This is a genomic window from Pseudoclavibacter sp. RFBG4, from assembly GCF_002931515.1.
Taxonomy (GTDB): domain Bacteria; phylum Actinomycetota; class Actinomycetes; order Actinomycetales; family Microbacteriaceae; genus Pseudoclavibacter.
This window is the reverse complement of record NZ_PSYC01000019.1, coordinates 62233-88195: the sequence shown is the minus strand read 5'-3', so window position 1 is coordinate 88195 and position 25963 is coordinate 62233. Positions and strand designations below refer to the sequence as shown.

The following is a 25963-nucleotide window of genomic DNA, read 5'->3' as shown; positions in this document are numbered from 1 at the left end:
CGCTTTCCCGGGCTCCCCGTTTTCCGGGCGCTTCCCGTTTTTCCGAGCCCGGGTCCAGCGGGCACTCCGAGGGCGCCGCTCGCTACCTCGGCTGGCGAGTGTCGTAACTGGACTGGAATGCGCGGTGACCGTAGCCGTCCTTCAGCATGACGACGAAGGTCGCGGTCACTCCGGTGACGGCGATGGTGGCGACGACGATTCCCGTGATGATGAGCGTGATGAGTTCCATGGGGCCACCTCCGTGACGATCGATGAGTGCTGCGGGTAGGCACATCCAATCGCCACATTGGCCTGGCCGTCGCGGTCCACTTAGCGCATACTGGACCCATGGAGTCGACATCTGGTTCTCGCATATCCGCACGCACGCTGCTCTCCCTGGCTGGTGAGCTTCGTGACGACTCGTCCGCCTACGAAGCCCTCGCCGAGCGCATCCGCCTGTTGATCGTCGACGGGCGCATCCCGGTCGGGACGCGTCTGCCCTCGGAGCGCGAGCTGGCTGTGCAGTCCGGGCGCAGTCGCACGACGATCGTGGCCGCCTACCAGTCGCTGCGCGACAGCGGGCACGTGCTGAGCCGGCAGGGTTCGGGGAGCCGGGTGACGCTCCCCCGCCTCGGCAGGCAGGACCACCGCCCGAGTGGCGAGGGAGAGAACTTCGGGGTCGATTTCGCTCGCGCGGTGCCGCCGCCCGTCGAGGGGCTGGCCGAGATCATCGCGGATGCCGCGAGCTCGATGCCGCTTGCGCTCGGCGCCCCCGGCTTCGATCTCCTCGGCACCCTGTCGCTGCGCTCGGCGATCGCCGAGCGCTACACGGCGCGCGGGCTGCCGACGACGCCCGACCAGATCATCGTGACGATGGGCGCCCAGCACGCGATCTCGCTGACGGCCCACACGCTCCTCACACGCTCGGATCTCGTCCTGGTGGAGTCGCCCACGTATCCGCACGCCTACGAGGCGATGCGCCGCGCGGGCGCTCGACTCATCGCGACGCCGGTGACCACTGGCGGCTGGGAGATCGAGCACCTCATCGAGACCATCGAGCGGATGCGCCCCGCGCTCGCGTACCTCATCCCCGACTTCCACAACCCGACGGGCGCGTCGATGCGGCCGGAAGACCGGGTGCGGGTCACGGAGGCGGCTCGGGCGGCCGGCACGATCCTCGTCGTGGACGAGACGACCGCGGACCTGTCGATCGACCGGCCGTGGGACGACGGCCCGTTCGCTCGTCACGCGCGGGGCGCGTCCCCGTTCTCCGGCTCGGGGGTCGTGACGGTCGGCTCTCTGAGCAAGGCGGCCTGGGCCGGCCTGCGCATCGGGTGGATCCGCGCCGATGCCGCCCTGATCCGCCGCTTCGTGCAGGCGCGTCCGGCCGGCGATCTGGGGACGCCGCAGATCGAGCAGCTCCTCGCGGAGCGTGTCGTGCGGGCACTTCCGGAGCTGCTGCCCCGGCGCCGCGAGCAGATGCGCCTGCACCGTGACGCCCTGCATGACGCGTTGAGCCTGCACCTGCCGGAGTGGCACGTGCCGTGGCCCGACGGTGGGCTGTCGATGTGGGTGCACCTGGCGCAGCCGGCGAGCTCCGCGATGACGTCCCTGTCGGAGGCGCGCGGCCTGGCCCTGGTCGCGGGCCCGAAGTTCTCCATCGATGGGAGCCTCGAGCGCTTCCTTCGGGTGCCGTTCACGGCACCCGTCGCCGATCTCGAAGCGGGCACGCGGATCCTCGCCGAATCCTGGGCGCAACTCTCGGCGCGCGACGTGCGTTCGATGGCGGATACGCGTCTGCCTGAGATGGTGTAGTCCATGGTTCTCTTCCTCAGCGACATCGACGGCACGCTGCTCAGCGCTCAGCGCACGCTCTCCCCGCGGACGATCGAGGCGATCGAGGCGGTACGGGCGGCCGGTCATCACTTCGTGCTGTGCTCGTCCCGTCCCCCGGAGTCGATGCGGGTGCTCGAGCGCCTGTACGGCGGCATCGGCTCGCCGCTCGTTGCCTTCAACGGCGGACTGGTGCTGTCCGGCGACGGCGAGGTGCGGCATGACGTTCCCATCTCGTCCGCGGATGCGCGCTTCATCGCCGATCACTGCGAGGCGAGCGGCTTGCACGCGAGCTTCTTCGCCGGCGAGCACTGGTACGCGTGGGGTGAGGACGAGTGGACGGACCGGGAGCGCACCCACACGTGGGTGTTCCCGGAGCCCGCGTCGACGTTGGAGTTCGTCGCCTCGGGTGGCGTCGATGTGACGCCGCCGCACAAGGTGATGTGCATGGGCGACCCTGCCCTGGTCGATGCGCTGGAGGCGGCCCTCGCGGACCGTTCGGGCGTCGTGACGTACCGGTCGAAGGACACGTACCTGGAGATCGCAAACGCAGCGTGCTCGAAGGGCACGGGCCTGCTCGCGGTCGCTGACCTGCTGGGGGTGGCACGGGAGGACCTCTACTATTTCGGCGACAACTTCAACGACCTGCCGGCCTTCGGGGTTGTCGGCCACCCGATCGCCGTTGCGAATGCCCGCCCTGAGGCGCTCGCGGTGGTGGAGTCGGTGATTCCGAGCAACACCGATGACGGTGTCGCGGTGTTCCTCGAAGATTGGCTCGCCGGAAGCGCGGGTTGACCCGGCGCGACCAGTCCACTGACCTTCGGGTGGACCGCGACACGCCCGGGCGTCTCCGATTGGATTGCAGTATCCGGTGTTTGCCGGCAGATCACGGAGGTGGACTCATGGAACTTCTCGCTCTTGGTATCGGGGTTGTGGCGGTTGTCGCCTTCGCGGCGGAGACTGTTCGCGCCGTCCGCAAGGATGGCTACGCGCAGCGCCCCACGCGCTTCGGCTACAACACGCGTCAGCCGCAGCTCTAACAGCAGCTCTCGTCGCAACACTCCTCGCAGCACTCATCGCAACACTTCATCGCGCTGCTGCGCTCTCTCGATTGAGAGGGCTTGGGAGGGTTTGGTGAGCAACCGGTGCCGCCCTGGTCTTCGTGACCACGGCGGCACTTTCGCGTTTGCGCGCCCTAGCGGGGCCCTCTGAGCCGCGCCTCGCCGAGCCAGGCGGTGTCTTCCCGATTCAGACTGTGCCTCTCTGGGCCAGGCGGTGCCTCCCCGACCCAGACTGTGCCTCTCCGGGCCAGGCCGTCGTGGCGGTCTCAGGGTCTTCGGTTGACCTGTGGGCGGGTGGCGGCCGGGGAGTTGGCGGCGCGCGAGTTGGCAGCCCGGGAGTTGGCTGCCGGTGGCGGATATCCGCGGCGGCGGCTGGCTCTGGGCGGGACGTGACGCCCGAGCGCGGGCACGACGTGCCAGCGTCCGTTGCTGCTGCGAGTCAGGGTGAGTCTCTCGCGGTGCACTTCGTGGTGGTGGAAGGAGCACAGCAGGATGCCGTCTCTCGCGTCGGTTGGTCCGCCTTCGCTCCAGGGGAGGGCGTGGTGCACTTCGCACCAGCGCACTGGTGCGCTGCATCCGGGTGCGCGGCAGTGGCGGTCGCGGGTCGCGATCGCTCGGCGTTGGGCTGTGGTGAAGAGGCGTTGCTTGCGGCCGAGTTCGAGGATCTCGCCGTTGGTGCCGGCGATCGCGATGCGGATGAGTCCGTCGCAGACGACCTGGGCTGCGATCGACGGTGGGACTGGCTCGCCGGTGCGCTCGAGGTGGGGCAGGTCTTCGGGGCGGGTGGCTGTGCCGTCTTGCCCGGCCGTGGTGGTGACGATGATGACCGTGGGTGCCTCGCCCCCGGTGCGGGGCGCGTCGGGCGACTCGGCGTAGGCACGGACGATCATCGTGAGCGCGTCGATGCGCTGCTGATCGATCGACCGCGGATCCATCAACGGAACCTCGGCGTCACCACTGTCGCGACTGCCGTCACGTTCGTCGGGCAACGGGAGTTCATCGGGTCCGAGTGCTGGCGCGGTCGGTTCCCCGCACTCGGACGCGGCCGGGAACTCCACGGCACGGCGCGGAGAGAGTAGCGCGTCGAAGACTGAGAGCAACTGCTCGCCCTGCTCGGGCGTCGCGACGAACTTCCCTGACACCGCCCCGTCGGCGCGACGCGAAATCCAGAGGCCGCGCTGCTCGGCGATCTTGTCGGCGCGCGGCTCGTCGCCGTCGGGGTCGAGGTAGGAAACCCAGGTCGCGGCCTGCACCTCGAGCACCTTCGGCACCGCCGGCTGTTCATCTTCCGGATTCAAGCCGCACGCGGACGCGACCAGCTCGCCCTCGGCGCGCGCGAGCTCGTCGACGTCCACGCGGTTGCCGGTGCGGTCGAGCCCCTTCGTGATCGCGGCTGCCTGCGCCACCGACATGACCCCGGAGCCCACCGCCTTCGCCACCTCCGCGTACCTCGGGAGGATCGGCTCGCCCGTGGCGCTCATCCGCTCCCTCGTCGCCTCTGCGACGTGCAGCAAGGTCTTCGCCTCAAAAGGCTTCACCGCGAGCACCTGCTCGACCATCGCCGGGAGGTTCCGAAAACCGGACTTCCGCGCGACCGTCTCCGCTCGCGGAGACTCGTCTTCGCGGCGCAAGAGTTCACCGGCTACCTCAACGAGCGCGGCATCCAGCACTCGTCGGCGAGCCGCGAGCTCGCGGAGTACAACGACGATCTCCGCGTCCGGAAGACCCGTCAACGGGCACCGCGCCTCGAGAAGCGCATCCACGACAGCCGTCTCCATTGACGACCGCGCCGATGACTGTCCTGGCTGCGCCGACGACTGTCGACCCGAATCCTGCTCCGCCTGCGATGCCACGATAACCTCCCCCAAGATCACCATCAGACTAGCACTGGACCGCACCAAAATCTATGTCAGGACCAGGTTTTCTTCAAGAAAATAGGAGCTAGCTTCGAACGGAGTACCTACCCCGGAATACCCCAGGTGAGCAGAGGAAATCCACCCGCGCTTCGCCAGAGGCCACTCCCGAGCAAAGAGGAGCCGGGCCCCGCCCGAGCGAGGAGGAGCACAGCGGCGTCCTACGCTGAAGTGATGACCTACCTCCCCCGAGTGGTCGAGCACTCGGCCCTCACACCGGCCGAGCTCAAGGCCCTACGTGCGCTCTTCGATCGCGAGTACCGCTCAGTGCACGGCGAGTGGGATCCCAAGCAGCCCTACGGCTACGCCCCGGCCTCCACGCACGCGATCGTCTTCGACGCAGCAGGTTCGGCCGTGGCGCACGTCGGGTTCCAGCGACGCGAGATCACGGTCGGCCGCGCCCAGGTCGTCGTGGCCGGCACGGGTGGCGTGCTCGTCGATGACGGGCTCCGAGGCCAAGGCCTTGGCGAGCTCGCGATGTCGCTCGCTCGAGGTGCGATGCGAGCCTCCCCCGACCTCGAGTACGGCTATCTGGGATGCCGGGAAGACGTCGTGCCCTTCTACGAGCGGACCGGGTGGCATCGCATCCGCGTCGTCGAGCGAAGCACACCGCGCTCGCTCCCACCCGAGACGATGATGCCACCCGAGACAGTGATGCGAGCGGAGACGAGTGTCGAGGCAGTCGTCGAAGCGGGGTCTCCGGTGCTCATCTCGCCGATCCGGCAGAGCGTCGATTCCTGGCCTCCTGGTGTGGTCGACCTCCGGGGCAGACCCTGGTAGCGCGGGGCGGGGAGTAGGCAGCGACCGTCGACGCTAGGGAGCTGGGGTCGGCCCCTCGCCGGCTCCCCCTGGCCCAGGCTGCCCGGCCGCACACCGCGCCTCGAGCTCGCGGAGGCGCTTGAGGCGCGTCCACGGGACGAATCCGATCCACATGACGGATGCCACTGCCGCTCCCATGATCATCGACGAGATATCCATGCGGTCCACGGTAGGAAATCCGCCCGGACCGCGCATCGGCTGCGCGACGGAGATCGCCTACTCCCCGCTCCAGCGCCGGTCGCTGCGGTCGAGCAGCACGTAGACGGTGCGGATGAAGGCGACCAGAGCGCCGATCGCGCCGATGCCGCTCACGATGAGGGACACCCAGAAGATCATCGCGAGCGCCTCCTGCTGCTGGGTGCCGAGCGCAAGCTGGGCAGACGCCAGCGACGACACGACTCCGCTGAGCGCGCCGACGAGCACGAACACCATCCACCACATGAACGAGGTCGTGGACGACCCGTCTGCCGCGGATCGGAACGAGCCCCTGGAGTGCGAAGTCATGCATCCAGTCTGTCGATCTCGCCCCGCCGGGGAATCCCCGGAGACCCGAGGCAGACCTGGGGCGCCCCGCAGTCGCCGTCCGGCTCGGGCGTGCAAGGATGACCGCATGTCGCGCACCCCGACCGAGCTTCTGAGCCCCGCAGACCAGGAGCGCCGGCGCAGCCTGCGTGTCATGAAGGCGGTGGCGTTGGGGGCCCTTCTCTTCATGGCGGTGGTGTTCGTGATCGCGTTCGCGCTGCAACGAGATGTGCCGGCGTTCGCGTACGTTCGCGCCGCCGCGGAGGGCGGCATGGTGGGCGCGCTCGCCGACTGGTTCGCCGTGACGGCCCTCTTCCGGCACCCGCTGGGCATCCCGATCCCGCACACGGCGATCATCCCGAAGCGGAAGGACGAGATCGGCCGCACGCTCGGCGAGTTCGTTGAGACCGAGTTCCTGCGCGGCGACGTGGTGCGGACGAAGCTGCAGGCCACGTCGATCGCGGCCCGCCTCGGCGAATGGATCGAGCAGCCGGAGCACGCGGAGCGGATCGCCTCCGAAGCGTCCATCATGGCGACGGGGGTGCTCGAGGCGCTCAGCGACGACGACGTCCAGGGCCTCATCGAAGACCTGGCTCGCGAGCACCTCGTGGAGCCGCAGTGGGCTCCCCCGTTGGGTGAGTGGATGTCGCGCGTCGTCGCGACCGGCGCGCATCGGGGCGCCGTGGACCTGGCGGCCGACAGCGCCGCCGCGTGGCTCGCCGCCAACCAGAGCGCCTTCGATGGCCTCGTGTCGAGGCGTCTCCCCTCGTGGGTTCCGTCGGTAGCGACCAAGCTCGTCGACAACACGGCGTACAACGAGGCGGTCAAGTTCGTCGCGGCCGTGCGAGCGGACGACGCGCATCCCGCCAGGGCCGCCATCGACGGCTACCTGGCTCGCCTCTCGGACCAGCTGCAGCACGACCCGGAGCTCATCGCCCGCTTCGAGGGCGCCAAGGGCAACATCTTCGACAGCCCCCGTATGCGCGAGCTCGCCGCGGAGGCCTGGAACGCAGCGAAGACGGGCCTCCTGCGCTCGCTCGCCGACCCGGAGAGCGCGCTCCGCACCCGCGCCACGGCGGCGCTCGTCGACATCGGTCAGCGACTGACGACGGATGCACAGCTCCAGCAGCGGGTGAACACGTGGGTCATCGACGCGGCGGTGTTCCTCGTCGACCGCTACCGGCACGAGATCTCGTCGATCATCTCGGACACCGTCGCCAGCTGGGACGCCGACGAGACGAGCGAGAAGATCGAGCTCATGGTGGGCCGCGACCTGCAGTACATCCGCCTGAACGGCACGATCGTGGGCGCCCTCGCGGGCGTGACGATCTTCACGGTCGCCCATGCCTTCCTCGGCTGAGGTCCCGCGGCCAGCATCCCGCGCCCCGCGCCGTCTCGAGGCCCAGGGCGGTCAGCCGTAGAGCTCCCGGTAGCGTCTCTGGGCGGCGGGGTGCAGCGCGATGGGGAGCGTGTCGATGAGGTTGGAGGCGGTCAGGTACTGCACGCCGAGCGACCCTTCCGGCACGAGCTGCGCGGCGTCTCGGATGAGGACGTCGACAAGCGCCCTCGCCACCTGGTCCGGGAGGTCGGGCCTGGCGAGCAGGTAGTTGGAGACCCCGATCGCGGGCACCGCCTCGGCGCTCCCGTAGGTGCTGGCCGGGACCGCCGTGAGCGTGTAGACGCCGGGATGCTCGAGTTCGAGGGCCGGGAGCGCATTGGTGAGGTCGACGAGTTCCACCGGGGTGTCGAGGTCCTGCACGGCGGGAAGCGGCAGTCCGCCCGACCAGAAGATCGCGTCGACGGTGCCGGCCTCGAGTGCGGAGACGGCCTCGTCGAGGTACAGCTCGGAGATGACGCTGGCGCCCACGCCCTCGAGGAGGCCGAGCGTGCCGAGGAGCCGCCTGGCGGTGAGCGCCGCACCGGATTGGGGCGCCCCGACCGAGACGCGCCGCCCGGCGAGGTCGCCGATGGCGGTGACGGGCCCGTCTGAGCGCACGAAGCACTGCAGGTAGTTCTGGTAGACGCGCCCGATCGCGACCTTGTTCTGCGCGTCGGTCGCCGCCGCGTCGGCGAGCACGATGGCGAGCTCGGCGTCGCGGGCCTGGAGGAGGGCCAGGTTCTCGACGCTGCCACCCGTCGTGACCACGTCGAGCCCCGTCGTGCCGTCGCGTCGGAGCGCTTCGCGGAGCAGCTCGCCGAACTGCACGTAGGTGCCGCCCTGTTCGCCGCAGGCCATGCGGATGCGCGGGGACGGCTGCCCGAGGGAGCACCCGTCGAGCGCGAGGGTCGCGGCGGCGACCGAGGCCGCACCGGCGCCGAGCAGCAGGCCGCGCCTCGTGAGGGTCACCACGTCCGCACCAGGCTGATGCGGGCGCGGAGCCCTCCTTCTGGGGCGCGGTCGTAGTCGACGGTGGCGCGGTTGGCTCGTGCCAGCTCCCCGACGATCGCGAGGCCGAGCCCGGTCCCCGGCAGGGACCGGTGGTTCGGCGAGCGCCAGAACCGCGTGCCGAGCTGGGCGAGCTCGTCCTCGTCGACGCCTGGTCCGTCGTCGCTGATCTCGAGCACCGCGCGTGGACCGTCGACCTCGAACGCCTCGAACGCCTCGAACGCCTCGGCTGGTTGGCTGCGGCCGTCGAACGCGCCGTCATTCTCCCCTTCGCCGGGCGCCGCCGCTGACCCCCCGGAGCTGGGCGCCGCGGCGAACCGGATCGTGACGCTCGCGCCCTCGCCCGCGTACTTCCGCGCGTTGTCGAGCATGGTCTCGACGATCTCCTCCAGGTCGCTCTTGCGGCACGCGACCCTGATCTCCTCGTGGCCGTCGAAGCGCAGCCGCATGCCCTCCTCGCGGAACCGCTCCTCGTGGGGTGCCGTGAGCATGGCCGCCGAGGTGAGGTGCTCTCGCGCGGCGCCGTCGGCGAAGCCCGTGCGCCTGCCGCTCGCCTCTGCCGTGGCGCGGTGCTCGGCGTCGGCGAGCACCAGCATCCGGTCGACGACGTGCTCGAGACGGTCGAGGTCGCCGCCGACGGCCTCCAACGCCGCCTCCTCCGCCTCGCCGCGCGGGAGGGCGTCGATGCGCAGGCGGATGGCGGCGAGCGGGTTGCGCAGCTGATGCGACGCCTCGGCGACGAACCCCCGCTGCTGCTCGAGCGCATCCTCGACTCCCCTCGACATGCGCGCGAACGAGGAGGAGAGGCGCCTGAGCTCGAGGGGCCCGGTCGCGGCCGCGAGGTCGGGCTCCCGCTGCTCGGCGAGGGCGTTCGCGGCCGCGTCCAGGGCACGAACGGGACGCAGCACCCAGCTGGTCCAGAACTGCGACGCGGCGAAGAGCAGCAGCAGGAGCAGCAGGCCCGCGAGCGCGACGAGCGCCCACCAGCCGGTGATCTGCGCTTTCGCCTCCGTCTGGTTCACCTCGAGGACGACCGCCCCGGATGCGGCGCTCGCGCCGTTCGCGAACGGCTCGGCCACGAGGTGGGTGTCGTCGCTCCACGGGTAGATCGTCGAGATGGAGCGCTGCGGCACGGTGCGTGACGCGGCGAGCACGAGCGACGCGACCTGCGGGTCCAGCTCGAGGCCGCCGACGGAGGACACGACCTGGCCCTCGCTGTCGACGACCATCGCCGCTTCGCCGTACGTCTCGGCGAAGCGCTCGAGGTAGCGCTCGAGGCCGGACGCGTCGTCGGCGGCCACCGCCGTCTCCGCGCGCTGCACGATCTGGTCCATCGAGGTGGCGCGCTGCAGGGTGAGCTGCTGGGTGCGGTTCACGGCGATGCCCTCGCTCGCGGGCACGATGATGGCGATGACCGTGAGCAGTCCGAAGAGCATGAGGGGCAGCAGCACCTGCAGCTTCATCGCGCCGGCTTCGTCTCGAGCCGGTAGCCGAAGCCGCGGATCGTGGTGATGGCGACGGCGGGCAGCTTCTGGCGCAGCTGCGCGAGGTGCACGTCGAAGGAGCGCGAGGTGGCGGCGTAGGCGTCGCCCCACACCTGGTCGAGGAGCTCCTGCCTGCTCACGGCCCTGCCGAGCCGCTTCGCGAGAATCGCGAGCAGCTCGAACTCGGTCGGCGTGAGCGAGACCTCGGCACCGCCGACGACGACTCGCCGCGAGAGCAGCTCGATCCTCGCGTCGCCGAGCTGCACCACCTCGGGCTCGGCCGCGGGCGCGCGACGCCTGGCGACGGCGTCGATGCGGGCGAGCAGCTCGTGCATGCGAACGGGCTTCACGAGGTAGTCGTCGGCGCCGAGGCCGAGCGCTCGCACCGTCGAGCGCTCGTCGCCGCGGGCCGTGACGACGATGACGGGAACCTGGCTCACCTGGCGGAGCAGCCTGAGCACCTCCAGGCCGTCCATGTCCTCGAGTCCCAGGTCGAGGAGCACGAGCTCGGCGTCTCGGTGCTGGAGCAGCACGTCGCTGCCGCGGGCGACCTGCACGCAGGCGTGATCGGCGCGGCCGAGCACGGCCGCGAGGGCGGCGGAGACGGACGCGTCATCCTCGGCGACGAGCACACGCATACCCCCAATGGTAGGTGCGGGCAGAGATGCGAGGTCCACGTAAAGGGAATGTAAGGATCCGCTCGCGCCCCTTGCCCGGTGCAGAGAGTTGTCCAGTACACCCACACCGAGGTGGGGCCACAGCTCCGCCTGCTGGCAGATGAAGATCGACGACGATGGAGAAGTCAATGACGACGACACAAGTGCCGGGCAGCCTGCGCCGCTCGGTTTCCAACACCCTGAAGGGCTCGGCAGGCAACCTCGTCGAGTGGTACGACGTCTACGTCTACTCGGTCTTCGCCTCGTACTTCGAGTTCCAGTTCTTCGACTCCGAGGACAAGAACTCGCAGATCTACATCTGGGCGATCTTCGCCGTCACGTTCCTCATGCGCCCCATCGGGGCCTGGTTCTTCGGCCGCTTCGCGGACCGCCACGGTCGACGCCTCGCACTCACCGTGTCGGTGTCGATCATGGCCGGATGCTCGTTTGTCATCGCCCTCACCCCCTCCGCTGCCGTCATCGGCGCCGGAGCCGCCATCATCCTCATCGTCTGCCGCCTCGTGCAGGGCTTCGCGACGGGCGGCGAGTACGGCACGAGCGCGACCTACATGTCGGAGGCGGCCATCCGCGGCCGCCGCGGCTTCCTCTCGTCGTTCCACTACGTGACCCTCGTCGGCGGCCACGTGCTCGCGCAGGCGACGCTCCTCATCATGGTGCTGGCCATGCCGACCGAGGCGATCTCAGAGTGGGGCTGGCGCATCGCGTTCGCGATCGGCGGCGTCGCCGCGATCGTCGTCTTCTACCTGCGTCGCACCATGGACGAGTCGCTCAGCGAGTCGGCACTCGAGTCGGTCAAGGACGGCAAGTCGCGCTCCTCCGGCTCGATGAAGGAGCTCATCCTGCACCAGTGGCGCCCGCTGCTGCTCTGCTTCCTCATCACGATGGGCGGCACCGTCGCCTTCTACACGTACTCGGTCACGGGCCCTGGCATCGTGAAGAAGGCGTTCGCGGGCGACGACGTCGTGTCCGGCACGATCCTGAACCTCATCGCGCTCACCGTGCTCATGCTGCTGCAGCCCATCGGCGGCTGGCTGTCCGACATCGTGGGCCGCAAGACGCTGCTCGTGTTCTTCGGCGCAGGCGGCGTGCTCTACACGTGGTTCCTGCTCACCTACCTGCCGCAGCAGACCAACGAGTTCGCGGCGTTCGGCATCCTCGTCGGCGGCTTCGTGATCCTCACCGGCTACACGTCGATCAACGCCGTCGTGAAGGCCGAGCTGTTCCCGACGCACATCCGCGCCCTCGGCGTCGGCTTCGGCTACGCCATGGCGAACTCCATCTTCGGCGGCACGGCTCCGCTCCTCTACACGGCCGCCGGCGAAGCGCAGCAGGTGCCGCTGTTCATCGTCTACGTCACCATCGCGATCGCCGCGTCGCTCGTCGTCTACGTCTTCTTCCTCCACAACAAGGGCGCGAACTGGCTCGACGACGAGAAGGCGATGCGGGCGAGGGACACGGATCGGGACGAGAAGCGCGAGGCGCGTCAGACCGCCGGCGCACGCTGACCCGCCGCTGACTTCGCTGACCCCGCAGTCCGTCGCTGACCGCCGCTGACCGCCGCTGAGGCGAAACGCATCCCCGCGGCGAATGCAGGCTCGTTTCCGAACGGGCCTGCATTCCTCGTCTGGCTGCGCGACGGCGGAGAACTGGCTGCGCCGGGGCGGAGGCGGAGCGGAGGCCTGCCAGGGCGGGCAACCCCCGAGCCGCGTCCCGGCAGCGGCAACGAGGGCAGGGCCCACGCGCAGGATTCCACCGTCACGCACCCGTACATTGACGGCATGACTTCCCGGATGCTCCCCCTTCGTTTCGGATCCCAGACAGTGCTCATCACGGGCGCGAGCTCTGGGCTCGGGGCGGAGTTCGCCCGCCAGCTCGCGTCTCGTGGCAGCGACCTCGTGCTCGTGGCCCGGCGCGAATCGAAGCTGGAGAGCCTCGCCGCAGAGCTGCGCGACCGGTTCGGCGTGACGGTGACGACGATCGCCGCCGACCTCGGCGAGCCGGGCGCCGCGTCCGCACTCAGGACCGAGCTCGAGGGCCGCGGGGTGTGCGTGACGAGCCTCATCAACAACGCGGGGTTCGGCACGAGCGGCAGCTTCCACGAGGAGGACCCCGAGCGGGTGCGCGCCGAGATCGCGCTCAACGTCGCGGCGCTCGTCGACCTCACGCACACCTTCATCGCGCGGCTGCGCGCGGGCGACGGCTTCCTCGTCAACGTCGCGAGCGTCGCCGGCTACCAGCCCACGCCGGGCTTCGCCGTCTACGGGGCGACCAAGGCGTTCGTCCGCAGCTTCACCGAGGCGCTGTGGGCCGAGTCGGCAGGCACCGGGCTGCGCGTTCTCGCCCTCTCCCCCGGCCCCACAGCAACCGAGTTCTTCGAGGTCGCCGGCGAGGACATCGGGTCCGGCCTGCCGAAGATGACGGCCCGCAAGGTCGTCGGCCTCACGCTCCGCGAGCTCAAGAAGCCGAACCCGGGACCCTCCGTCGTCCCCGGCCCGATCAACACGTCCCTGACGATCGCCTCGAAGCTCGTCCCGCGGAAGCCGCTGCTGCGCGCCATGATCCGGGCCTCGCGCTCCCGCTGACGACACGCCCAACGCTCGGCTTAGCGCAGCAGCGCACCGATCCCGGCGAAGTGCTGGCTGTACCTGTCGACGAGCTTCCGGGCCACCCCGACCGAGTCGACGAGCGGATGCGCCGCGAAGCCGCGCCAGGCGAGCTCGCGGGAGCCACGCGTCGCGGCCTCGATGACCAGCCGCTCGGCGGACTTCACCTGCACCATCAGCCCGAGCATCTCGCCCTCGACGGGCGCGACCGGCCACGGATGCACGCCATCCGCGTCGACGACGCAGCCGACCTCGACAACCGCGTCGTCGGGGAGCGCGGGCACGAGGGAGCCGTTGCGCACGTTCAGGATCATGGTGGCCGGCCGCCCGGAGGAGAGGGCCGCCATGAGGTCGAGCGCGACGCTCTCGTAGCCGCCGCCCGCGACGTCCTCGACCTCGCGCTCCTCCCCCTCCTCGCGGCTCTCGGCCATGTAGCTCGCCTCGCGCTCGTGGCGGGTGCGCATCCACGACTCGAACGGGTCGGCGCCGGGGTTCGCGAAGAACTCGCCCTGCTGTGCGTCGAGGTACTCGCCCCTGGTCGCGTCCGCGGCGCGGATGCTGGCGTTGGCTTCACGCGTGAACGAGTAGTAGTACAGGTACTCGTTGGGCAGGGCGCCGAGCGCCCGCACCCAGTCGAAGCCGAGCAGGCGCGCCTCCTCGATGCGCTGCAGCGACGTGTCGGACGCGAGCAGCTCCGGCAGGCGCTCGACGCCGTCGACCCGCAGCGAGCGCAGCCAGCCGAGGTGGTTCAAGCCGACGTAGTCGAAGGCGAGCACCGAGGGCTCTCCCCGACCCTCGGGGCCGGCGGAGACGCGGGCCCCCGCCACCGCCGCCGCTCGGCGCATGAGCCCGATCGGGGTGTCGCAGATGCCGACGACACGGTCGCCGAGCACGCCCCGCATCGCCTCGGTGACGATTCCGGCGGGGTTCGTGAAGTTGATCACCCAGGCATCGGGGGCGACCCGCTTGATGGTCTCGGCGAGCGAGACCATGAACGGGATCGTGCGCAGCGCATACGCGAGCCCGCCCGGCCCGACCGTCTCCTGGCCGAGCACCCCCAGCTCGAGGGCGATGCGCTCATCCGCGACCCTGCCGGCCGTGCCGCCCACGCGGACGGCGCTGAACACGAAGTCCGTGCCGCGCAGCGCCTCCTCGAGGTCGGTCGTGACGCTGATGCGCGGCGCGAAGCGCTTCTCGCTCGCGATGCGCTCGACGATGACGCGGATGATCGCCAGCCGCTCCGGCGAGACGTCGTAGAGGCACAGCTCGTCGATGCGCACGGGCGCCTCGTCGGAGGCCACCGCCTCGAACACCTGGGGGACGCGGAACCCTCCGCCTCCGATGATCGTGAGCTTCACGAGAACATCACCTCGACTTTCGCTGTCCGCAGCACGGCGAGCGTCGCCGGGTCCGCATGGTCTTCCGTGACGATCGCGGAGATGGCGGATGCGCCGCACACGCTCAGCAGACCGACTCCGGGGAACTTCGTGGCATCCGCCAGCACGACCGTGCGCTGCGAGGAGGCGATCATCGCGAGCTTCACGGGCACCTCGGTGCCGGTCGTATCGGAGATCGTGCCGTCTGCTCTGATGCCGCTCGTGCCGAGGAAGCACACGGTCGCGCGGATCTGCGCGAGCGCCTGCTCGGTCAGCACCCCGACCATCGAGCTGTAGTTCTTCCGCACGACCCCGCCGAGCACGATCAGCTCGACGGCGTCGTCGTCGCGGAGCGCGTCCACCACGGCGAGGCTCGAGGTGATGACGGTGATGCGTCGCCCCCGCAGCTGGCGGGCGAGCAGCGCCGTCGTGGTGCCGATGTCGATGAGGACGACGTCGCCGTCCCGGACGAGCGTGGCTGCCCGCGCCGCGATGGCGGTCTTCTGCGCGCTCTGGTGGGTCGCGACCTCCGCGAACGGCACCCGGTCGGGCTCGACGCCGCCACCACCTCGGACGCGGCGCAGCAGCCCCTCGGCGCTGAGGGCGTTGAGGTCCCGCCGGACCGTCGACGGCGACACCCCGAACTCGACGGCGAGCTCCTCGACCGTGACCTGACCGTCCGCGCGCAGCGACTGCAGGATGCGAGCCTGACGCGTCGTGGTGAGCATGCGAGGCATCGTAGCAGTCACCAACGAGCATGCGGCAAGCACGAACGAGCGGGACTTGACGCACGAACGATCACCGCGCAGGATGTGTGAGCAACACCGCTGTTGCTACCGAGAGGAGCCGCGATGGCTTCGGCCCATCACGACACACCCCCGACCGACTCGGTCGATGGTGCGCGATTCGATGTGGTCCTCGCGGGCTCCGTCTTCTTCGACATCGTCTTCACCGACCTCCACGGCTCGCCGAGCGCGGGCACGGAGGTGTGGGCGGAGGGCATGGGGTCGACGCCGGGCGGCATCGCCAACCTCGCCGTCGCGGCCAGCCGCCTCGGGTTGACCACCTCGCTCGCGTCCGTCTTCGGCGACGACGTCTACGGCCGCTGGTGCTGGGAGCTGCTGGAGGAGCACGAGGGCATCGACCTCAGCCGTTCGCGGCGCTTCGAGAACTGGCACACCGCGGTCACGGTCTCCGTGGCGCAGGACGGCGACCGCAGCATGATCACGCACGGACACCCGAGCCCCATCTCGAGCGACGCGCTCCTCAGCGACGGCGTCTCGAGCCGCACCGCGCTCGCCGAGCTCGGCGCCATGACGAGCCTCGAGCAGGAGCCGTGGTGGCTGCGCGCGGCGGCCGACGGCACCCGGATCTTCGCCGACGTGGGCTGGGACGACACGGGCGTGTGGGACCGAGCCGTGCTCGAGCCCCTGTCGTCCTGCTACGCGTTCATGCCGAACGAGCGGGAGGCCGTCGAGTACACGCGCACGAGCTCGTCCCTCGCCGCGGCCCGCGCCCTCGCCGAGCACGTGCCCATCGTCGTCGTGACCTGCGGCAAGGACGGCGCGATCGGCATCGACTCCGCGACGGGTGAAGAGGTCCGGGTTCCCGCCGTGCCCGTCCGCGCCCTCGACGCGACCGGCGCCGGGGACGTGTTCGGCGCATCCTTCGTGCTCGGGTCGCTGCGCGACTGGCCGCTCGAGCAGCGCCTCCAGTTCTCGGCGCTCTGCTCGGCCCTCGCCGTGCAGCAGTTCGGCGGCTCGCTGGCGGCCCCCGGCTGGGGCGACATCGCCGACTGGTGGGATGCGACGCGCGCCTCGGGAGACACCGAGCTCACCGAGCGGTACGGCTTCCTGCAGGACGTGCTGCCGTCGGAGCGCCCAGGCGCGGTCCGCCGCGCGGAGGCCACGTTCCGCCTCGTCGACCACTTCCCCGGAGTCTGACCGGCGCGCCAGAGCCGACCCAGCCGGGCTGTCGGCACCGCATCCGCGACAATTGACCGCTGGTCCCCCATCGCACGAAACGCACCCTCAGCGAAAGAAGGAAGCCGAACATGAACGAGAAGCATCGGAGAACCGCGGCGGTCGCCGGCGGGTTGGCACTCGCGCTCGCCCTCGCAGGATGCGCGCCCGGCACGGGCCAGCAGGCCGCCCCCGATGCCTCCACGGCGGAGATCAGCACCGACATCTCGCAGGTCGGCGACGTCACGCTGACCGTGTGGGACCAGGAGGTGCGCGGCGGGCAGAACGAGCAGATCGAGCAGCTGAACGCGGCGTTCGAGGAGAAGTACCCGAACGTCACGATCGAGCGGAACTCGCAGGCCTTCGACGACCTCGCGACGACGCTGCGCCTCGCGCTGACCGACGAGAACGCGCCGGACGTCGTGCAGGCCAACAACGGCCGCAACACGATGGGGGCGTTCGTCGAGGCCGGGCAGCTGCGCGCGCTCGACGACTACGCGGAGGCCTACGGCTGGTTCGACCGCTACCAGGAGTCGATCCTGCAGTACTCGACGTACACCGAGGACGCGAAGGTCTTCGGGGACGGCAACCTCTACGGCCTGCCGCAGGTCGGCGAGGTCGTCGGCATCTTCTACTCGAAGGCGAAGCTCGCGTCGCTCGGCGTCGAGGTGCCGGGAACGTGGCCCGAGTTCGAGGCCGCCCTCGCGACGGCGAAGGCCGCAGGCGAGACGCCCATGCAGCTCGGCAACATCGAGCAGTGGCCGGCGGGCCACGTGTTCGGCCCGCTCCAGGGCGAGTACGTGGATGCGGAGACCATCACGAACCTCGGGCTCGGCAACCCCGGCGCGAGCTGGACCGCTCCGGAGAACGTGGCGGCGGCGACCGCGCTCAAGGGCTGGGTCGACGACGGCTACTTCAACACGGGCGTGAACGGCACCGACTACGACGCGGCCTGGCAGGCGCTCGCCGAGGGCAACGGCGTGTTCCTCATCGGCGGCTCGTGGCTCGCGGCCGACCTCGAGGCGAGCATGGGCGACGACCTCGGCTTCTTCGTCCCGAAGACCAGCGAGGGGGCGCTCGCGACGACCGGAGGCACCGGACTCCCATTCGCGATGACCTCCGCGGCAGACAACACGGACGTCGCGGCTGCCTACATCGACTTCCTCACCAGCGACGAGGCCATGCAGATCCTGGCCGACACCGGCAACCTGCCCGTCAACAACTCGGCTGAGCTCGCGCCGGAGTCCGGCGTCTTCGCCGACATCTACGGGGCGTTCGGCGAGGTCACCGAGTCGGGCAGCGTGCTCCCCTACCTGGACTACGCGACGCCGACCTTCGGCGACACCATCGGCCAGTCCCTGCAGGGGCTCATCGACGGGCAGCTCACGCCGGAGCAGTTCACCGAGACCCTCGAGACCGACTACGCCGACTTCATCGCCGCGAATGAGTAGCCAGCGCCCGGTGGCGCCCGCGCAGCCCGAGCGACGCCCCGAATGATGAGCTCGAGCGCGACGGCGCGCGAACGCCGCCCGGCGAAGGGCGCCCGCCGCGGCACCCCCGCCTGGGTGCCGTTCGCGTACCTCGCGCCCGCGTTCCTCCTCTACGGCACGTTCCTGCTGTTCCCGCTCGGCCGGGCCGTGCAGTTCTCGTTCTTCGAGTGGGACGGGCTGGGCGCATCCACCTTCGTCGGGTTCGACAACTACGTGCAGATCGTGCAGGACGAGCGGCTGCGGGAGGCGTTCGGGCACGCGTTCGTGCTGATCTTCTTCTACTCGATCCTGCCGCTCGCGGTGGGCCTCATGCTCGCGGCGATCCTCACGCGGGCGCGGGTGCGGGGACTCGGCTTCTTCCGCACGCTCATCTTCCTGCCGCAGGTCATCGCCATGGTCGTCGTCGCGGTCACGTGGCGGCAGATCTACGCGCCGGACGGCCCCCTCAACGGGCTGCTGCGCCTCGTCGGGCTCGAGAGCTGGACGCGGGCGTGGCTCGGCGACTACACCTTCACGCTGCCGGCCGTCGGGCTCATCGGCTCGTGGGTGTCGCTCGGGCTCGTGACCGTGCTGCTCATGGCCGGGATGAGCCGCGTGCCGAAGGAGCTCTACGAGGCGGCCAGGCTCGACGGCGCGGGCCCGGTGCGCGAGTTCTTCTCGATCACGCTGCCCTCGGTGCGGGGCGAGATCACGGTGGCGCTGACGCTCACGATCGTCGCGGCGCTCAAGACCTTCGACCTCATCTACGTCACCACGAGCGGCGGCCCTGGCACGTCCACGACGGTGCCGAGCTTCGAGGTGTACCGGCGGGCGTTCGAGCTCGGCGAGGTCGGGGCCGCCACGGCCGTCGGCGCCGTGCTCACCCTCATCGTGTTCGCCATCAACTTCGTCGTGAACCGGATCGGAGACCGCGCATGAACGTCTCCGTGTTCGAGAAGGTCGCGAACTACCTCATCCTCGGCGTCTTCGGGCTGGTCATCCTCGGCCCGATCAGCGTCATCATCACGCTCGCGTTCGGGCCGGAGAACGCGAGCGTCGCGCAGGAAGGACGCGTCTTCCACTGGGAGAACTTCCCCACGGCGTGGGAGGTCGCGCGGTTCGGGCAGTACATGCTGACCTCGGTCGTCGTCGCCGTCATCGTGGTCGTGGTCGCGGTGCTCGCCTCGATCCTCGCGGGCTACGCGCTCGGCACCATGAAGTTCCGCGGCGCGACGCCCATCTTCTACCTCTTCCTGCTCGGCATCATGGTGCCGACCGAGGCGTTTATCGTGCCCCTCTACTTCGACCTGCGCACCGTTGGCCTCACGAACACGGTGTGGGGCGTCGCGTTCCCGCAGATCGCCATGTCGATCGCGTTCGGCACGTTCTGGATGCGCACCTACTTCCGCTCCTCCAGCCAGGCGCTCATCGACGCGGCCAAGCTCGATGGGGCTGGCTCCATGCGCATCCTGTGGCAGGTGCTCGTCCCCATCGGCCGGCCCGCCATCCTGACGCTCGTGCTGCTGACGTTCATGTGGACCTGGAACGAGTTCCTCATCCCCCTCGTCATGTCGCCGAACGGCAGCGTGCGCACCGCGCCGCTGGGCCTGGCCTTCTTCCAGGGGCAGTACACGCAGGGCACCGCGCTGCTCGCGGCGGGCGCCATCATGGTCGCGCTGCCCGTCGTCGTGCTCTACGTCTTCCTGCAGCGGCACTTCATCCAGGGGATGCTCGAGGGGGCGGTCAGGGAGTAGCCGGGCGGTGCGCCGCCGACTGCCCCACGAGGGGGCTTGTCAAGCGTCGCGGCCTCCCATGTGCGCCCGCGTACAGTGATCCGTCGGTCGCCGCGGCACCCCTGAGCCGCGGCAGAAGAGAGGCTCCCCCCGTGCGACGGTTCGACTGTGATGTGTGCGAGAACGAGGTCTTCTTCGACTCGGTGTCCTGCGAGCGATGCTCGTCCAAGCTGGGCTACGTGCTCGGCCTCGACGACGTGCTCGTCGAAGGGGGCACGGCCGCGGAGGATGGCGGACTGCGGCGGTGCAGCAACGCCGAGCTCGCCGGATGCACGTGGTTGACCGCGCAGGCCGGCGGGCTCTGCGAGAGCTGCCAGCTCACCCGCACCCGCCCCAGCGACGCCGACGCGAAGGGCCTGCGCCTCTTCCCGATCGCGGAGGAGTCGAAGCGGCACCTGGTGCGCGACCTCACGCGCCTCGGGTTCGCGACGCGCCCCAAGGAGAGCGGCGAGCCCGCCACGGTCGGCCAGACGCCCGTCTTCGACCTGCTGTCGAGCGTGTCGGAGAGCGTCACCATCGGCCACGCCAACGGCGTCATCACGATCGACCTCGCGGAGGGCGACGACAGCTACCGCGAGCAGGTCCGGCAGCGCCTCGCCGAGCCGTACCGCACCATGCTGGGGCACTTCCGCCACGAGAGCGGCCACTACTACGAGTGGCAGCTCGTCGAGCAGACGTCACGCATCGACGAGGCCAGGGAGCTGTTCGGCGACGAGCGCGCCGACTACCAGGCGGAGATCGACCGCCACTACGAGGAGGGCCCGCCGGAGAACTGGCGCAGCGACTACCTCAGCAGCTACGCGACGATGCACCCGTACGAGGACTTTGCGGAGACCTGGGCGCACTACCTGCACATCCAGGACACCCTCGAGACGGCCGTCGCGTTCGAGCTGCTGCCAGCGCCGGAGGCGGGCGCATCCGCCCGCGACGTGGTCGTCGACAGCTGGATGCCGTTCGCGACCGCCATGAACGTCGTCAACCGCTCGCTCGGGCAACGCGACCTCTACCCGTTCGTCCTGCCGGACAAGGTCATCGAGAAGCTCGCGTTCGTGCACTCGCTGCGCGACCCCGCAAGCACCTCGGGCTCGGCCGGCTGACGCATCCGCCGCGTAGCCGACGACGCCGCCGCCGATAACGCCGACGCCGAATGGGTCGCTTTCACCCCATTTCAGCGGCCGCTACGGGGTGAAAGCGACCTATTCGGCGACGATCGCGGCGTGCGGGCGGACCTTCGAAGACCCCGACGAGCAGGTCCGTGTCCTCGAGAGCGCGCCGAGCGGAGACCCGGACGGTCTCATCGGCGCTCATCGGCGCTCATCGACGCACCTCGACGCATCTCGAAGTGAGCGCCGAGTCGTGTCGTCTCAGCTACGCGGCGCTCAGCGGGTGATGGCGAGCTGGCCGATCGCGGTCACAGGAGCGACGCGACCGTCGGACAGCTCGTACTGGCAGCCGACGATGCTCAGCGCGCCGCTCGCGACGGCGTCGCTGATGACGCGCGAGCTGCGCACGAGCGAGTTGATGGTCGAGTACAGGTGGCGGCGGCCGACGGCTTCCACGTCGATCTGCGCCTCGTCGACGTACGGGGTCGACTGGTCGCTCGTGAACCACTCTTCTTGCACGGAGGGCTGGATGCGCGCGAGCTCGTCCTTGATGGCGGGCGTCACGTCGCGCGGGTGCGCCGTGGTCTGGTTGATGGCGGCCTTCACCGCGCCGCAGGAGCCGTGTGCGAGCACCACGATGAGGGCCACGCCGAGCTCGGCGACGGCGAACTCCATGGTCGCGGTCGTGTTCTCGTTCGCGATCTGCCCCATGTTGCGGGCGACGAAGAGGTCGCCGAGGCCGCAGTCGAAGAGGATCTCCGCGGCGACACGCGAGTCGGAGCAGCCGAGGAACGCGGCGTTCGGCGCCTGGCTGCCCGAGATCTCGGTGCGGCGCGCCGCGCTCTGCTGCGGGTGGAGGAGGTCGCCCTTGATGAAGCGCTCGTTGCCCTGGACGAGGTCGTCCCACGCTTCCTGGGGAGTGACTCTTGCTGCCGTCATCGTTGCTCCTTCGTGCTGAAACCTGTGACTGCCGACGCGCATCCGGTGCCGGATGCGCGTGCCCTGTTCGAGGGTGCGGCGCCGTCCAAGCGTACTCACCCCCGAGCCCTCCCTCTGCGCCGACTGGGACGCCCGGAATCGACGCGCCGCAGCGGATTCGATCGCGAACGTCCGCGGTCGGCCGGAAAATGTGAGAACGTCAGTTCCCAAGATCAGGGTTGATGGGAGGTGGCGCATGCGACGAGGACACAACCTGCTGGCCGTCGGCGACTACAACCAGGCCGTCATCCTCGACTTCATCCGCCGGGCCCCGGACGGGGTGAGCCGCGTCGAGGTCGCCCAGGCCAGCGGCCTCTCGGCCCAGACCGTGTCGAACGTCACCCGCCGCCTCATCGACGGGGGCCTCGTCCGGGAGGGCGAGCGCCTCATCACCGGGCCGGGCAAACCCCGCACCAGGCTGCGCCTCGACGCGACGAGCCGCTACGCCGTCGGCGTGCACCTCGACCCGACCGTCATCACCTACGCGGTCCTCGACCTCGCGGGCGCCGTCGTCGTCGACCACCGCACGCGCACCCCCACCGAGCCGGACCCCGGCGTCGTCATCGCCGACATGACGAGGGAGATCGCCGCGATCCTCGAGCGCGCCGGGATCCCCCGCGACCGGGTGCTCGGCGTGGGCATCGCGGCCCCCGGCCCGCTCGACTCGGCGCGCGGCGTGGTGCTCGACCCGCCCATGCTCGACGGCTGGGAGTCGGTGCCGCTGCGCGACGCCCTCAGCGAGGCCACCGGGTTCCCCGTGGTGCTCGAGAAGGACGTCACCGCCGCGGCCGTCGCCGAGCTCTGGCTCGACTCCGGCCCCCGCCGCGACAACTTCGCGTTCCTCTACTACGGCACCGGCATCGGCATCGGGCTCGTCGTCAACCACGAGGTGCTCCGCGGCGCGAGCGACAACGCCGGCGACCTCGGACACATCATGGTGCAGGCGGATGGCCCCGTCTGCTCGTGCGGTCGCCGCGGCTGCGTCGGCGAGCTCGTCGTCCCGCACCGCCTCGTGAAGCACGCCATCCGCATCGGCGCGCTCCCGGGCGAGGAGAGCGTCGACCGGTCCGACTTCGACGAGGTCGACCGGCTCTTCACGGAGTTCGCGGCGGCCGCCGTCCGCGGCGAGCCCCGCTCGATGGAGGTCATCGAGGCCGCGGCGACGCAGATCGCGCGCGCCCTCGTGAGCCTCATCAACCTGCTCGACATCGACACCGTCGTCTGCGGCGGGCCGTTCTGGCGGCGCATCGAGCCAGCGCTGCGCTCACGCATCGAAGAGCTCGTCAACGCTGACGCGGCCCTCATCCCCCACCACCCGATCTTCGTCCCGAACTCCACGATCGGCGAGGACGTCGCCGCCGTCGGCGCCGGCTGCCTCGTGCTCGACCAGACCCTCGCACCCCACACGTCAGCGCTCCTGATCTCGCGCTGAGCGCTGCCGGGTCGCTCCCCCGACGCAGGTCCGGATCCGGCACCGACCTCATGCCCCGAGGCCGTTCATCCGTGCCGTCAGCCGTGCCGTCAGCCTGCCGCCGGACTGCCGTCAGCCCTGCCGTGAACCCTCCCAGCCTCCGCCGCCGCATGGTGGCAAGAAGCTCTTGACATGAGTTAGTCCAATCGGTTTACTTATGGCAGGCCGAAGGCTCGACACCGATGTCGAGCCGCACGGAGAACGGTCGTGGAGCAAGGGAGCACCATGAAAAATCGCACACTCGGGGTCGTGGCACTCGCCGCCGCCTCTGTGCTCGCACTGTCCGCCTGCGCGGGCGGCGACTCAGGCGGAGGCGACTCGAACACCATCAAGGTCGCCTACCAGAAGTTCGGGCAGTTCACCCAGATGGACGACCACATGCAGAAGGTCAAGGCCGAGTACGAAGCGGCCAACGAGGGAATGACCGTCGAGCTCATCCCGATCGAGGCACAGGAAGCCGACTACTTCGCGAAGCTCGCCCTCATGAACCGCTCCCCCGCCACCGCGCCGGACGTCATGTACGAGGACACCTTCATGGTCAAGACCGACGTCGAAGCCGGCTACCTCGCCCCGCTCGACGACTACGTCGCGAACTGGGCCGACTGGGAGCAGTTCCCCGAGAACGCCCGCCAGGCCGGACTCGGCGACGACGGCAAGGTCTACGGCATCCCGATGGGCACCGACACGCGCGCCCTCTGGTACAACCAGGACATCCTGAAGGCCGCAGGCGTGCAGGTGCCGTGGGAGCCGAAGACCTGGGACGACATCATCGCGGCCGCGGAAGCCGTGAAGGCGCACGACCCCAGCATCCGCCCCTTCAACATCTACTCGGGCAAGGCCATGTCAGAAGGCGCCTCGATGCAGGGCTTCCAGATGCTCCTCACCGGCACCGAGGACGAGCTCTTCAACACCGACGAGCAGAAGTGGGTCACGGGCTCGCAGGGCTTCATCGACTCGCTCTCCTTCGTCGGCGACATCTACCAGGGCGGCCTCGGACCGACCCCGCAGGAGGCGCTCGACAAGAACGTCGGCACCAGCATCAACACCGAATGGATCCCGAACGGGCAGCTCGCGATGAGCCTCGACGGCTCCTGGGTGAGCGGCACCTGGCTCGACTCCGGCTCGAAGCCGTGGCCGGAATGGTCGGACGTCATGCAGGTCACGCCGATGCCGACGCAGGACGGCCAGGACCCGGGCGTCACGAGCATGTCCGGTGGATGGACCCTCGCCATGGGCGCCGGAACCAAGAACCCGGACGCGGCCTGGGACTTCATCAGCCTCGCCCTCAACCAGGAGAACGCGCTGAGCTACGACGTGGCAGCAAGCCAGGTGCCGGTGCGCACCGACGTCGCCGAAGCCCCCGAGTACACGGACGCCAACCCGACGTTCGGCTTCTTCGCGGACCTCGTGCCCGACACGAACTTCCGCCCAGCGAACTCCGACTACTCGCAGGTCTCCGCCGCGATCACGGTCGCCATGGAAGCCGTCATGACGGGCCAGCAGACACCAGAGGAAGCCGCCGCCGCCTACGACAAGGCCGTCATCGGCATCGTCGGCGAAGAGAACACGACGTCGGCGTCGAGCTGATGACCGCCACCCTCTCCCCCGTCTCGGGAGCGCCCCGCGCTCCCGAGACGGGGCGGCCCGCCCCCAAGAAGCGGAAGGCGCTGCAGCGGGTCACCCGCGGCGTGCCGCTGATCCCAGCGGTCGGCCTCCTCGCCGTCTTCCTCCTAGGTCCCGTCATCTCGTCGTTCTACGGCTCGTTCACCAACTCCACGCTGAGCGGCGTCGGCGCCTCGAGCGCGGAGTTCGTCGGGTTCCAGAACTACCTCGACCTCTTCGCGAGCCCCGACTTCCCGAAGTCCGTGCTCATCACGCTCATCTTCCTCGTCGCCTCCGCGATCCTGGGGCAGAACGTGCTCGGCCTCGGCCTCGCCGTGCTCATGCAGTCGTCGAACAAGTTCGTCCGCAGCACCGTGAGCACCATCGTCGTGACCGCCTGGGTGCTGCCGGAGATCGTCGCCGCGTTCGCGGCCTACGCGTTCTTCAGCGACGCGGGAACGCTCAACACGATGCTCGCCGCGATCGGCATCACCGGCCCCAACTGGCTCTACACGCTCCCCCTGCTGAGCGTGATCCTCGCCAACACGTGGCGCGGCACCGCCTTCTCGATGCTCGTCTACCGGGCAGCCCTCAACGACGTCCCACCGGAGATCACCGAGGCGGCCGAGGTCGACGGCGCGCGAGGCTGGCAGCGCTTCACGCTCATCACGCTGCCCATGATCCGCCGCAGCATCTCGACGAACCTCATGCTCACGACCCTGCAGACGCTCTCGGTCTTCGCGCTCATCTTCGTGATGACCAACGGCGGACCGGGCACCGACAGCACGACCCTGCCGCTGCTCGCCTACCAGGAGGCGTTCCGCTTCGGCCAGCTCGGCTTCGGCACCGCTATCGCCACGATGCTGCTGCTTGTCGGCGCGCTGTTCTCGGTCGCCTACATCAGGGCGCTCAAACCGGAGGTGGACTGATCAT

At 69.9% G+C, this 25963-nt stretch carries 25 protein-coding genes; 15 read left to right on the top strand and 10 right to left on the bottom strand.

The annotated features are described in order from the left end of the window. Positions 1-82 precede the first annotated feature (82 nt). Complete coding sequence (locus tag C5E10_RS19070; RefSeq protein WP_181062644.1) at positions 83-229, bottom strand: hypothetical protein; 147 nt, start codon at positions 227-229, stop codon at positions 83-85. Between the two features lie 98 nt (positions 230-327). Here C5E10_RS19070 and C5E10_RS04810 point away from each other — a divergent pair, with 98 nt between their 5' ends. The 3 genes from C5E10_RS04810 to C5E10_RS19065 all read left to right on the top strand — a co-directional run bounded on the left by C5E10_RS04810 (position 328) and on the right by C5E10_RS19065 (position 2852). After that, positions 328-1794, top strand: coding sequence for a PLP-dependent aminotransferase family protein (locus tag C5E10_RS04810; protein WP_104330676.1), 1467 nt, complete (start codon positions 328-330; stop codon positions 1792-1794). A gap of 3 nt (positions 1795-1797) precedes the next feature. Further along, positions 1798-2607 (top strand): Cof-type HAD-IIB family hydrolase, encoded by an 810-nt coding sequence (locus C5E10_RS04805; RefSeq protein ID WP_104330675.1) that lies wholly within the window; start codon positions 1798-1800, stop codon positions 2605-2607. Positions 2608-2714: 107 nt separating this feature from the next. Beyond that, a complete protein-coding gene (locus tag C5E10_RS19065; protein WP_160072589.1) occupies positions 2715-2852 on the top strand; it encodes a hypothetical protein in 138 nt (45 codons plus the stop codon). 287 nt (positions 2853-3139) lie between these two features. Here the strand turns inward: C5E10_RS19065 and C5E10_RS04800 are convergent, their stop codons facing one another. Further along, complete coding sequence (locus C5E10_RS04800) at positions 3140-4651, bottom strand: HNH endonuclease signature motif containing protein (RefSeq protein WP_181062643.1); 1512 nt, start codon at positions 4649-4651, stop codon at positions 3140-3142. Positions 4652-4960: 309 nt separating this feature from the next. On the opposite strand from C5E10_RS04800, the gene C5E10_RS04795 reads away from it, so the two are divergent. Next, positions 4961-5566, top strand: coding sequence for a GNAT family N-acetyltransferase (locus tag C5E10_RS04795; RefSeq protein ID WP_104330673.1), 606 nt, complete (start codon positions 4961-4963; stop codon positions 5564-5566). 33 nt (positions 5567-5599) lie between these two features. On the opposite strand, the gene C5E10_RS19060 is transcribed toward C5E10_RS04795, so the two are convergent. Beyond that, a complete protein-coding gene (locus tag C5E10_RS19060; protein ID WP_181062642.1) occupies positions 5600-5764 on the bottom strand; it encodes a hypothetical protein in 165 nt (54 codons plus the stop codon). A gap of 57 nt (positions 5765-5821) precedes the next feature. Further along, entirely contained in the window at positions 5822-6109 is a 288-nt protein-coding gene (locus C5E10_RS04790; protein WP_104330672.1) for a hypothetical protein, read from the bottom strand. Positions 6110-6215: 106 nt separating this feature from the next. Between C5E10_RS04790 and C5E10_RS04785 the strand changes: the two genes are divergently transcribed. Then, positions 6216-7487, top strand: a complete 1272-nt coding sequence (locus C5E10_RS04785; RefSeq protein WP_104330671.1) for a DUF445 domain-containing protein — start codon at positions 6216-6218, stop codon at positions 7485-7487. Positions 7488-7538: 51 nt separating this feature from the next. Here C5E10_RS04785 and C5E10_RS04780 read toward each other — a convergent pair whose 3' ends face one another. Genes C5E10_RS04780 through C5E10_RS04770 form a run of 3 tightly spaced genes read right to left on the bottom strand, consistent with a single transcriptional unit; the run spans position 7539 to position 10635 of the window. Continuing rightward, entirely contained in the window at positions 7539-8477 is a 939-nt protein-coding gene (locus C5E10_RS04780; protein ID WP_104330670.1) for a TAXI family TRAP transporter solute-binding subunit, read from the bottom strand. Continuing rightward, positions 8471-9976, bottom strand: coding sequence for a HAMP domain-containing sensor histidine kinase (locus C5E10_RS04775; RefSeq protein WP_104330669.1), 1506 nt, complete (start codon positions 9974-9976; stop codon positions 8471-8473). Before C5E10_RS04775 ends, C5E10_RS04780 begins: the two co-directional genes overlap by 7 nt. Next, a complete protein-coding gene (locus C5E10_RS04770; protein WP_104330668.1) occupies positions 9973-10635 on the bottom strand; it encodes a response regulator transcription factor in 663 nt (220 codons plus the stop codon). The genes C5E10_RS04775 and C5E10_RS04770 overlap by 4 nt, the downstream gene beginning before the upstream one ends. 167 nt (positions 10636-10802) lie before the next feature. Here C5E10_RS04770 and C5E10_RS04765 point away from each other — a divergent pair, with 167 nt between their 5' ends. Together C5E10_RS04765 and C5E10_RS04760 are read left to right on the top strand one after the other, a co-directional pair. After that, positions 10803-12179: an MFS transporter gene (locus C5E10_RS04765; RefSeq protein WP_236558539.1), complete on the top strand. Its 1377-nt coding sequence runs from the start codon at positions 10803-10805 to the stop codon at positions 12177-12179. Between the two features lie 273 nt (positions 12180-12452). Next, complete coding sequence (locus C5E10_RS04760) at positions 12453-13256, top strand: SDR family oxidoreductase (protein WP_258070999.1); 804 nt, start codon at positions 12453-12455, stop codon at positions 13254-13256. 20 nt (positions 13257-13276) lie between these two features. On the opposite strand, the gene C5E10_RS04755 is transcribed toward C5E10_RS04760, so the two are convergent. Together C5E10_RS04755 and C5E10_RS04750 are read right to left on the bottom strand one after the other, a co-directional pair. After that, positions 13277-14635, bottom strand: coding sequence for a 6-phospho-beta-glucosidase (locus C5E10_RS04755; RefSeq protein ID WP_104330666.1), 1359 nt, complete (start codon positions 14633-14635; stop codon positions 13277-13279). Further along, positions 14632-15381 carry a DeoR/GlpR family DNA-binding transcription regulator gene (locus C5E10_RS04750; RefSeq protein ID WP_104240581.1) on the bottom strand — a complete coding sequence of 250 codons (750 nt, stop codon included), beginning with the start codon at positions 15379-15381 and terminating at the stop codon, positions 14632-14634. Before C5E10_RS04750 ends, C5E10_RS04755 begins: the two co-directional genes overlap by 4 nt. Positions 15382-15504: 123 nt before the next feature. On the opposite strand from C5E10_RS04750, the gene C5E10_RS04745 reads away from it, so the two are divergent. From C5E10_RS04745 to C5E10_RS04725, 5 genes are all read left to right on the top strand, one after another. Next, positions 15505-16596 (top strand): PfkB family carbohydrate kinase, encoded by a 1092-nt coding sequence (locus C5E10_RS04745; protein WP_104330665.1) that lies wholly within the window; start codon positions 15505-15507, stop codon positions 16594-16596. Between the two features lie 110 nt (positions 16597-16706). Continuing rightward, positions 16707-18065 (top strand): ABC transporter substrate-binding protein, encoded by a 1359-nt coding sequence (locus tag C5E10_RS04740; protein ID WP_104330664.1) that lies wholly within the window; start codon positions 16707-16709, stop codon positions 18063-18065. 42 nt (positions 18066-18107) lie between these two features. After that, entirely contained in the window at positions 18108-19022 is a 915-nt protein-coding gene (locus tag C5E10_RS04735) for a carbohydrate ABC transporter permease (RefSeq protein WP_258070998.1), read from the top strand. Continuing rightward, entirely contained in the window at positions 19019-19837 is an 819-nt protein-coding gene (locus tag C5E10_RS04730; RefSeq protein ID WP_104330663.1) for a carbohydrate ABC transporter permease, read from the top strand. The genes C5E10_RS04735 and C5E10_RS04730 overlap by 4 nt, the downstream gene beginning before the upstream one ends. Positions 19838-19968: 131 nt before the next feature. Further along, entirely contained in the window at positions 19969-20973 is a 1005-nt protein-coding gene (locus tag C5E10_RS04725; protein WP_104330662.1) for a putative zinc-binding metallopeptidase, read from the top strand. A 282-nt stretch (positions 20974-21255) separates the two neighbouring features. Here the strand turns inward: C5E10_RS04725 and C5E10_RS04720 are convergent, their stop codons facing one another. Next, positions 21256-21918 (bottom strand): carbonic anhydrase, encoded by a 663-nt coding sequence (locus C5E10_RS04720; RefSeq protein WP_104240568.1) that lies wholly within the window; start codon positions 21916-21918, stop codon positions 21256-21258. 235 nt (positions 21919-22153) lie between these two features. Between C5E10_RS04720 and C5E10_RS04715 the strand changes: the two genes are divergently transcribed. The 3 genes from C5E10_RS04715 (at position 22154) to C5E10_RS04705 (ending at position 25959) form a co-directional block, all read left to right on the top strand. After that, positions 22154-23389 carry an ROK family transcriptional regulator gene (locus C5E10_RS04715; protein ID WP_104240567.1) on the top strand — a complete coding sequence of 412 codons (1236 nt, stop codon included), beginning with the start codon at positions 22154-22156 and terminating at the stop codon, positions 23387-23389. 264 nt (positions 23390-23653) lie between these two features. Continuing rightward, on the top strand, positions 23654-25015 hold the full coding sequence (locus tag C5E10_RS04710) for an extracellular solute-binding protein (RefSeq protein ID WP_104330661.1): 1362 nt from the start codon (positions 23654-23656) through the stop codon (positions 25013-25015). Continuing rightward, positions 25015-25959 (top strand): carbohydrate ABC transporter permease, encoded by a 945-nt coding sequence (locus C5E10_RS04705; RefSeq protein ID WP_104330660.1) that lies wholly within the window; start codon positions 25015-25017, stop codon positions 25957-25959. Before C5E10_RS04710 ends, C5E10_RS04705 begins: the two co-directional genes overlap by 1 nt. Positions 25960-25963 lie beyond the last annotated feature (4 nt).

Coding starts and splice junctions, on each gene's coding strand:
- C5E10_RS04730 (WP_104330663.1), top strand. CDS start 19,019: ATGAACGTCTCCGTGTTCGAGAAGGTCGCGAACTACCTCATCCTCGGC.
- C5E10_RS04810 (WP_104330676.1), top strand. CDS start 328: ATGGAGTCGACATCTGGTTCTCGCATATCCGCACGCACGCTGCTCTCC.
- C5E10_RS19065 (WP_160072589.1), top strand. CDS start 2,715: ATGGAACTTCTCGCTCTTGGTATCGGGGTTGTGGCGGTTGTCGCCTTC.
- C5E10_RS04795 (WP_104330673.1), top strand. CDS start 4,961: ATGACCTACCTCCCCCGAGTGGTCGAGCACTCGGCCCTCACACCGGCC.
- C5E10_RS04805 (WP_104330675.1), top strand. CDS start 1,798: ATGGTTCTCTTCCTCAGCGACATCGACGGCACGCTGCTCAGCGCTCAG.
- C5E10_RS19070 (WP_181062644.1), bottom strand. CDS start 229: ATGGAACTCATCACGCTCATCATCACGGGAATCGTCGTCGCCACCATC.
- C5E10_RS04705 (WP_104330660.1), top strand. CDS start 25,015: ATGACCGCCACCCTCTCCCCCGTCTCGGGAGCGCCCCGCGCTCCCGAG.
- C5E10_RS04750 (WP_104240581.1), bottom strand. CDS start 15,381: ATGCTCACCACGACGCGTCAGGCTCGCATCCTGCAGTCGCTGCGCGCG.
- C5E10_RS19060 (WP_181062642.1), bottom strand. CDS start 5,764: ATGGATATCTCGTCGATGATCATGGGAGCGGCAGTGGCATCCGTCATG.
- C5E10_RS04735 (WP_258070998.1), top strand. CDS start 18,108: ATGATGAGCTCGAGCGCGACGGCGCGCGAACGCCGCCCGGCGAAGGGC.
- C5E10_RS04785 (WP_104330671.1), top strand. CDS start 6,216: ATGTCGCGCACCCCGACCGAGCTTCTGAGCCCCGCAGACCAGGAGCGC.
- C5E10_RS04720 (WP_104240568.1), bottom strand. CDS start 21,918: ATGACGGCAGCAAGAGTCACTCCCCAGGAAGCGTGGGACGACCTCGTC.
- C5E10_RS04710 (WP_104330661.1), top strand. CDS start 23,654: ATGAAAAATCGCACACTCGGGGTCGTGGCACTCGCCGCCGCCTCTGTG.
- C5E10_RS04760 (WP_258070999.1), top strand. CDS start 12,453: ATGACTTCCCGGATGCTCCCCCTTCGTTTCGGATCCCAGACAGTGCTC.
- C5E10_RS04790 (WP_104330672.1), bottom strand. CDS start 6,109: ATGACTTCGCACTCCAGGGGCTCGTTCCGATCCGCGGCAGACGGGTCG.
- C5E10_RS04745 (WP_104330665.1), top strand. CDS start 15,505: ATGGCTTCGGCCCATCACGACACACCCCCGACCGACTCGGTCGATGGT.
- C5E10_RS04740 (WP_104330664.1), top strand. CDS start 16,707: ATGAACGAGAAGCATCGGAGAACCGCGGCGGTCGCCGGCGGGTTGGCA.
- C5E10_RS04765 (WP_236558539.1), top strand. CDS start 10,803: ATGACGACGACACAAGTGCCGGGCAGCCTGCGCCGCTCGGTTTCCAAC.
- C5E10_RS04800 (WP_181062643.1), bottom strand. CDS start 4,651: ATGGAGACGGCTGTCGTGGATGCGCTTCTCGAGGCGCGGTGCCCGTTG.
- C5E10_RS04770 (WP_104330668.1), bottom strand. CDS start 10,635: ATGCGTGTGCTCGTCGCCGAGGATGACGCGTCCGTCTCCGCCGCCCTC.
- C5E10_RS04775 (WP_104330669.1), bottom strand. CDS start 9,976: ATGAAGCTGCAGGTGCTGCTGCCCCTCATGCTCTTCGGACTGCTCACG.
- C5E10_RS04715 (WP_104240567.1), top strand. CDS start 22,154: ATGCGACGAGGACACAACCTGCTGGCCGTCGGCGACTACAACCAGGCC.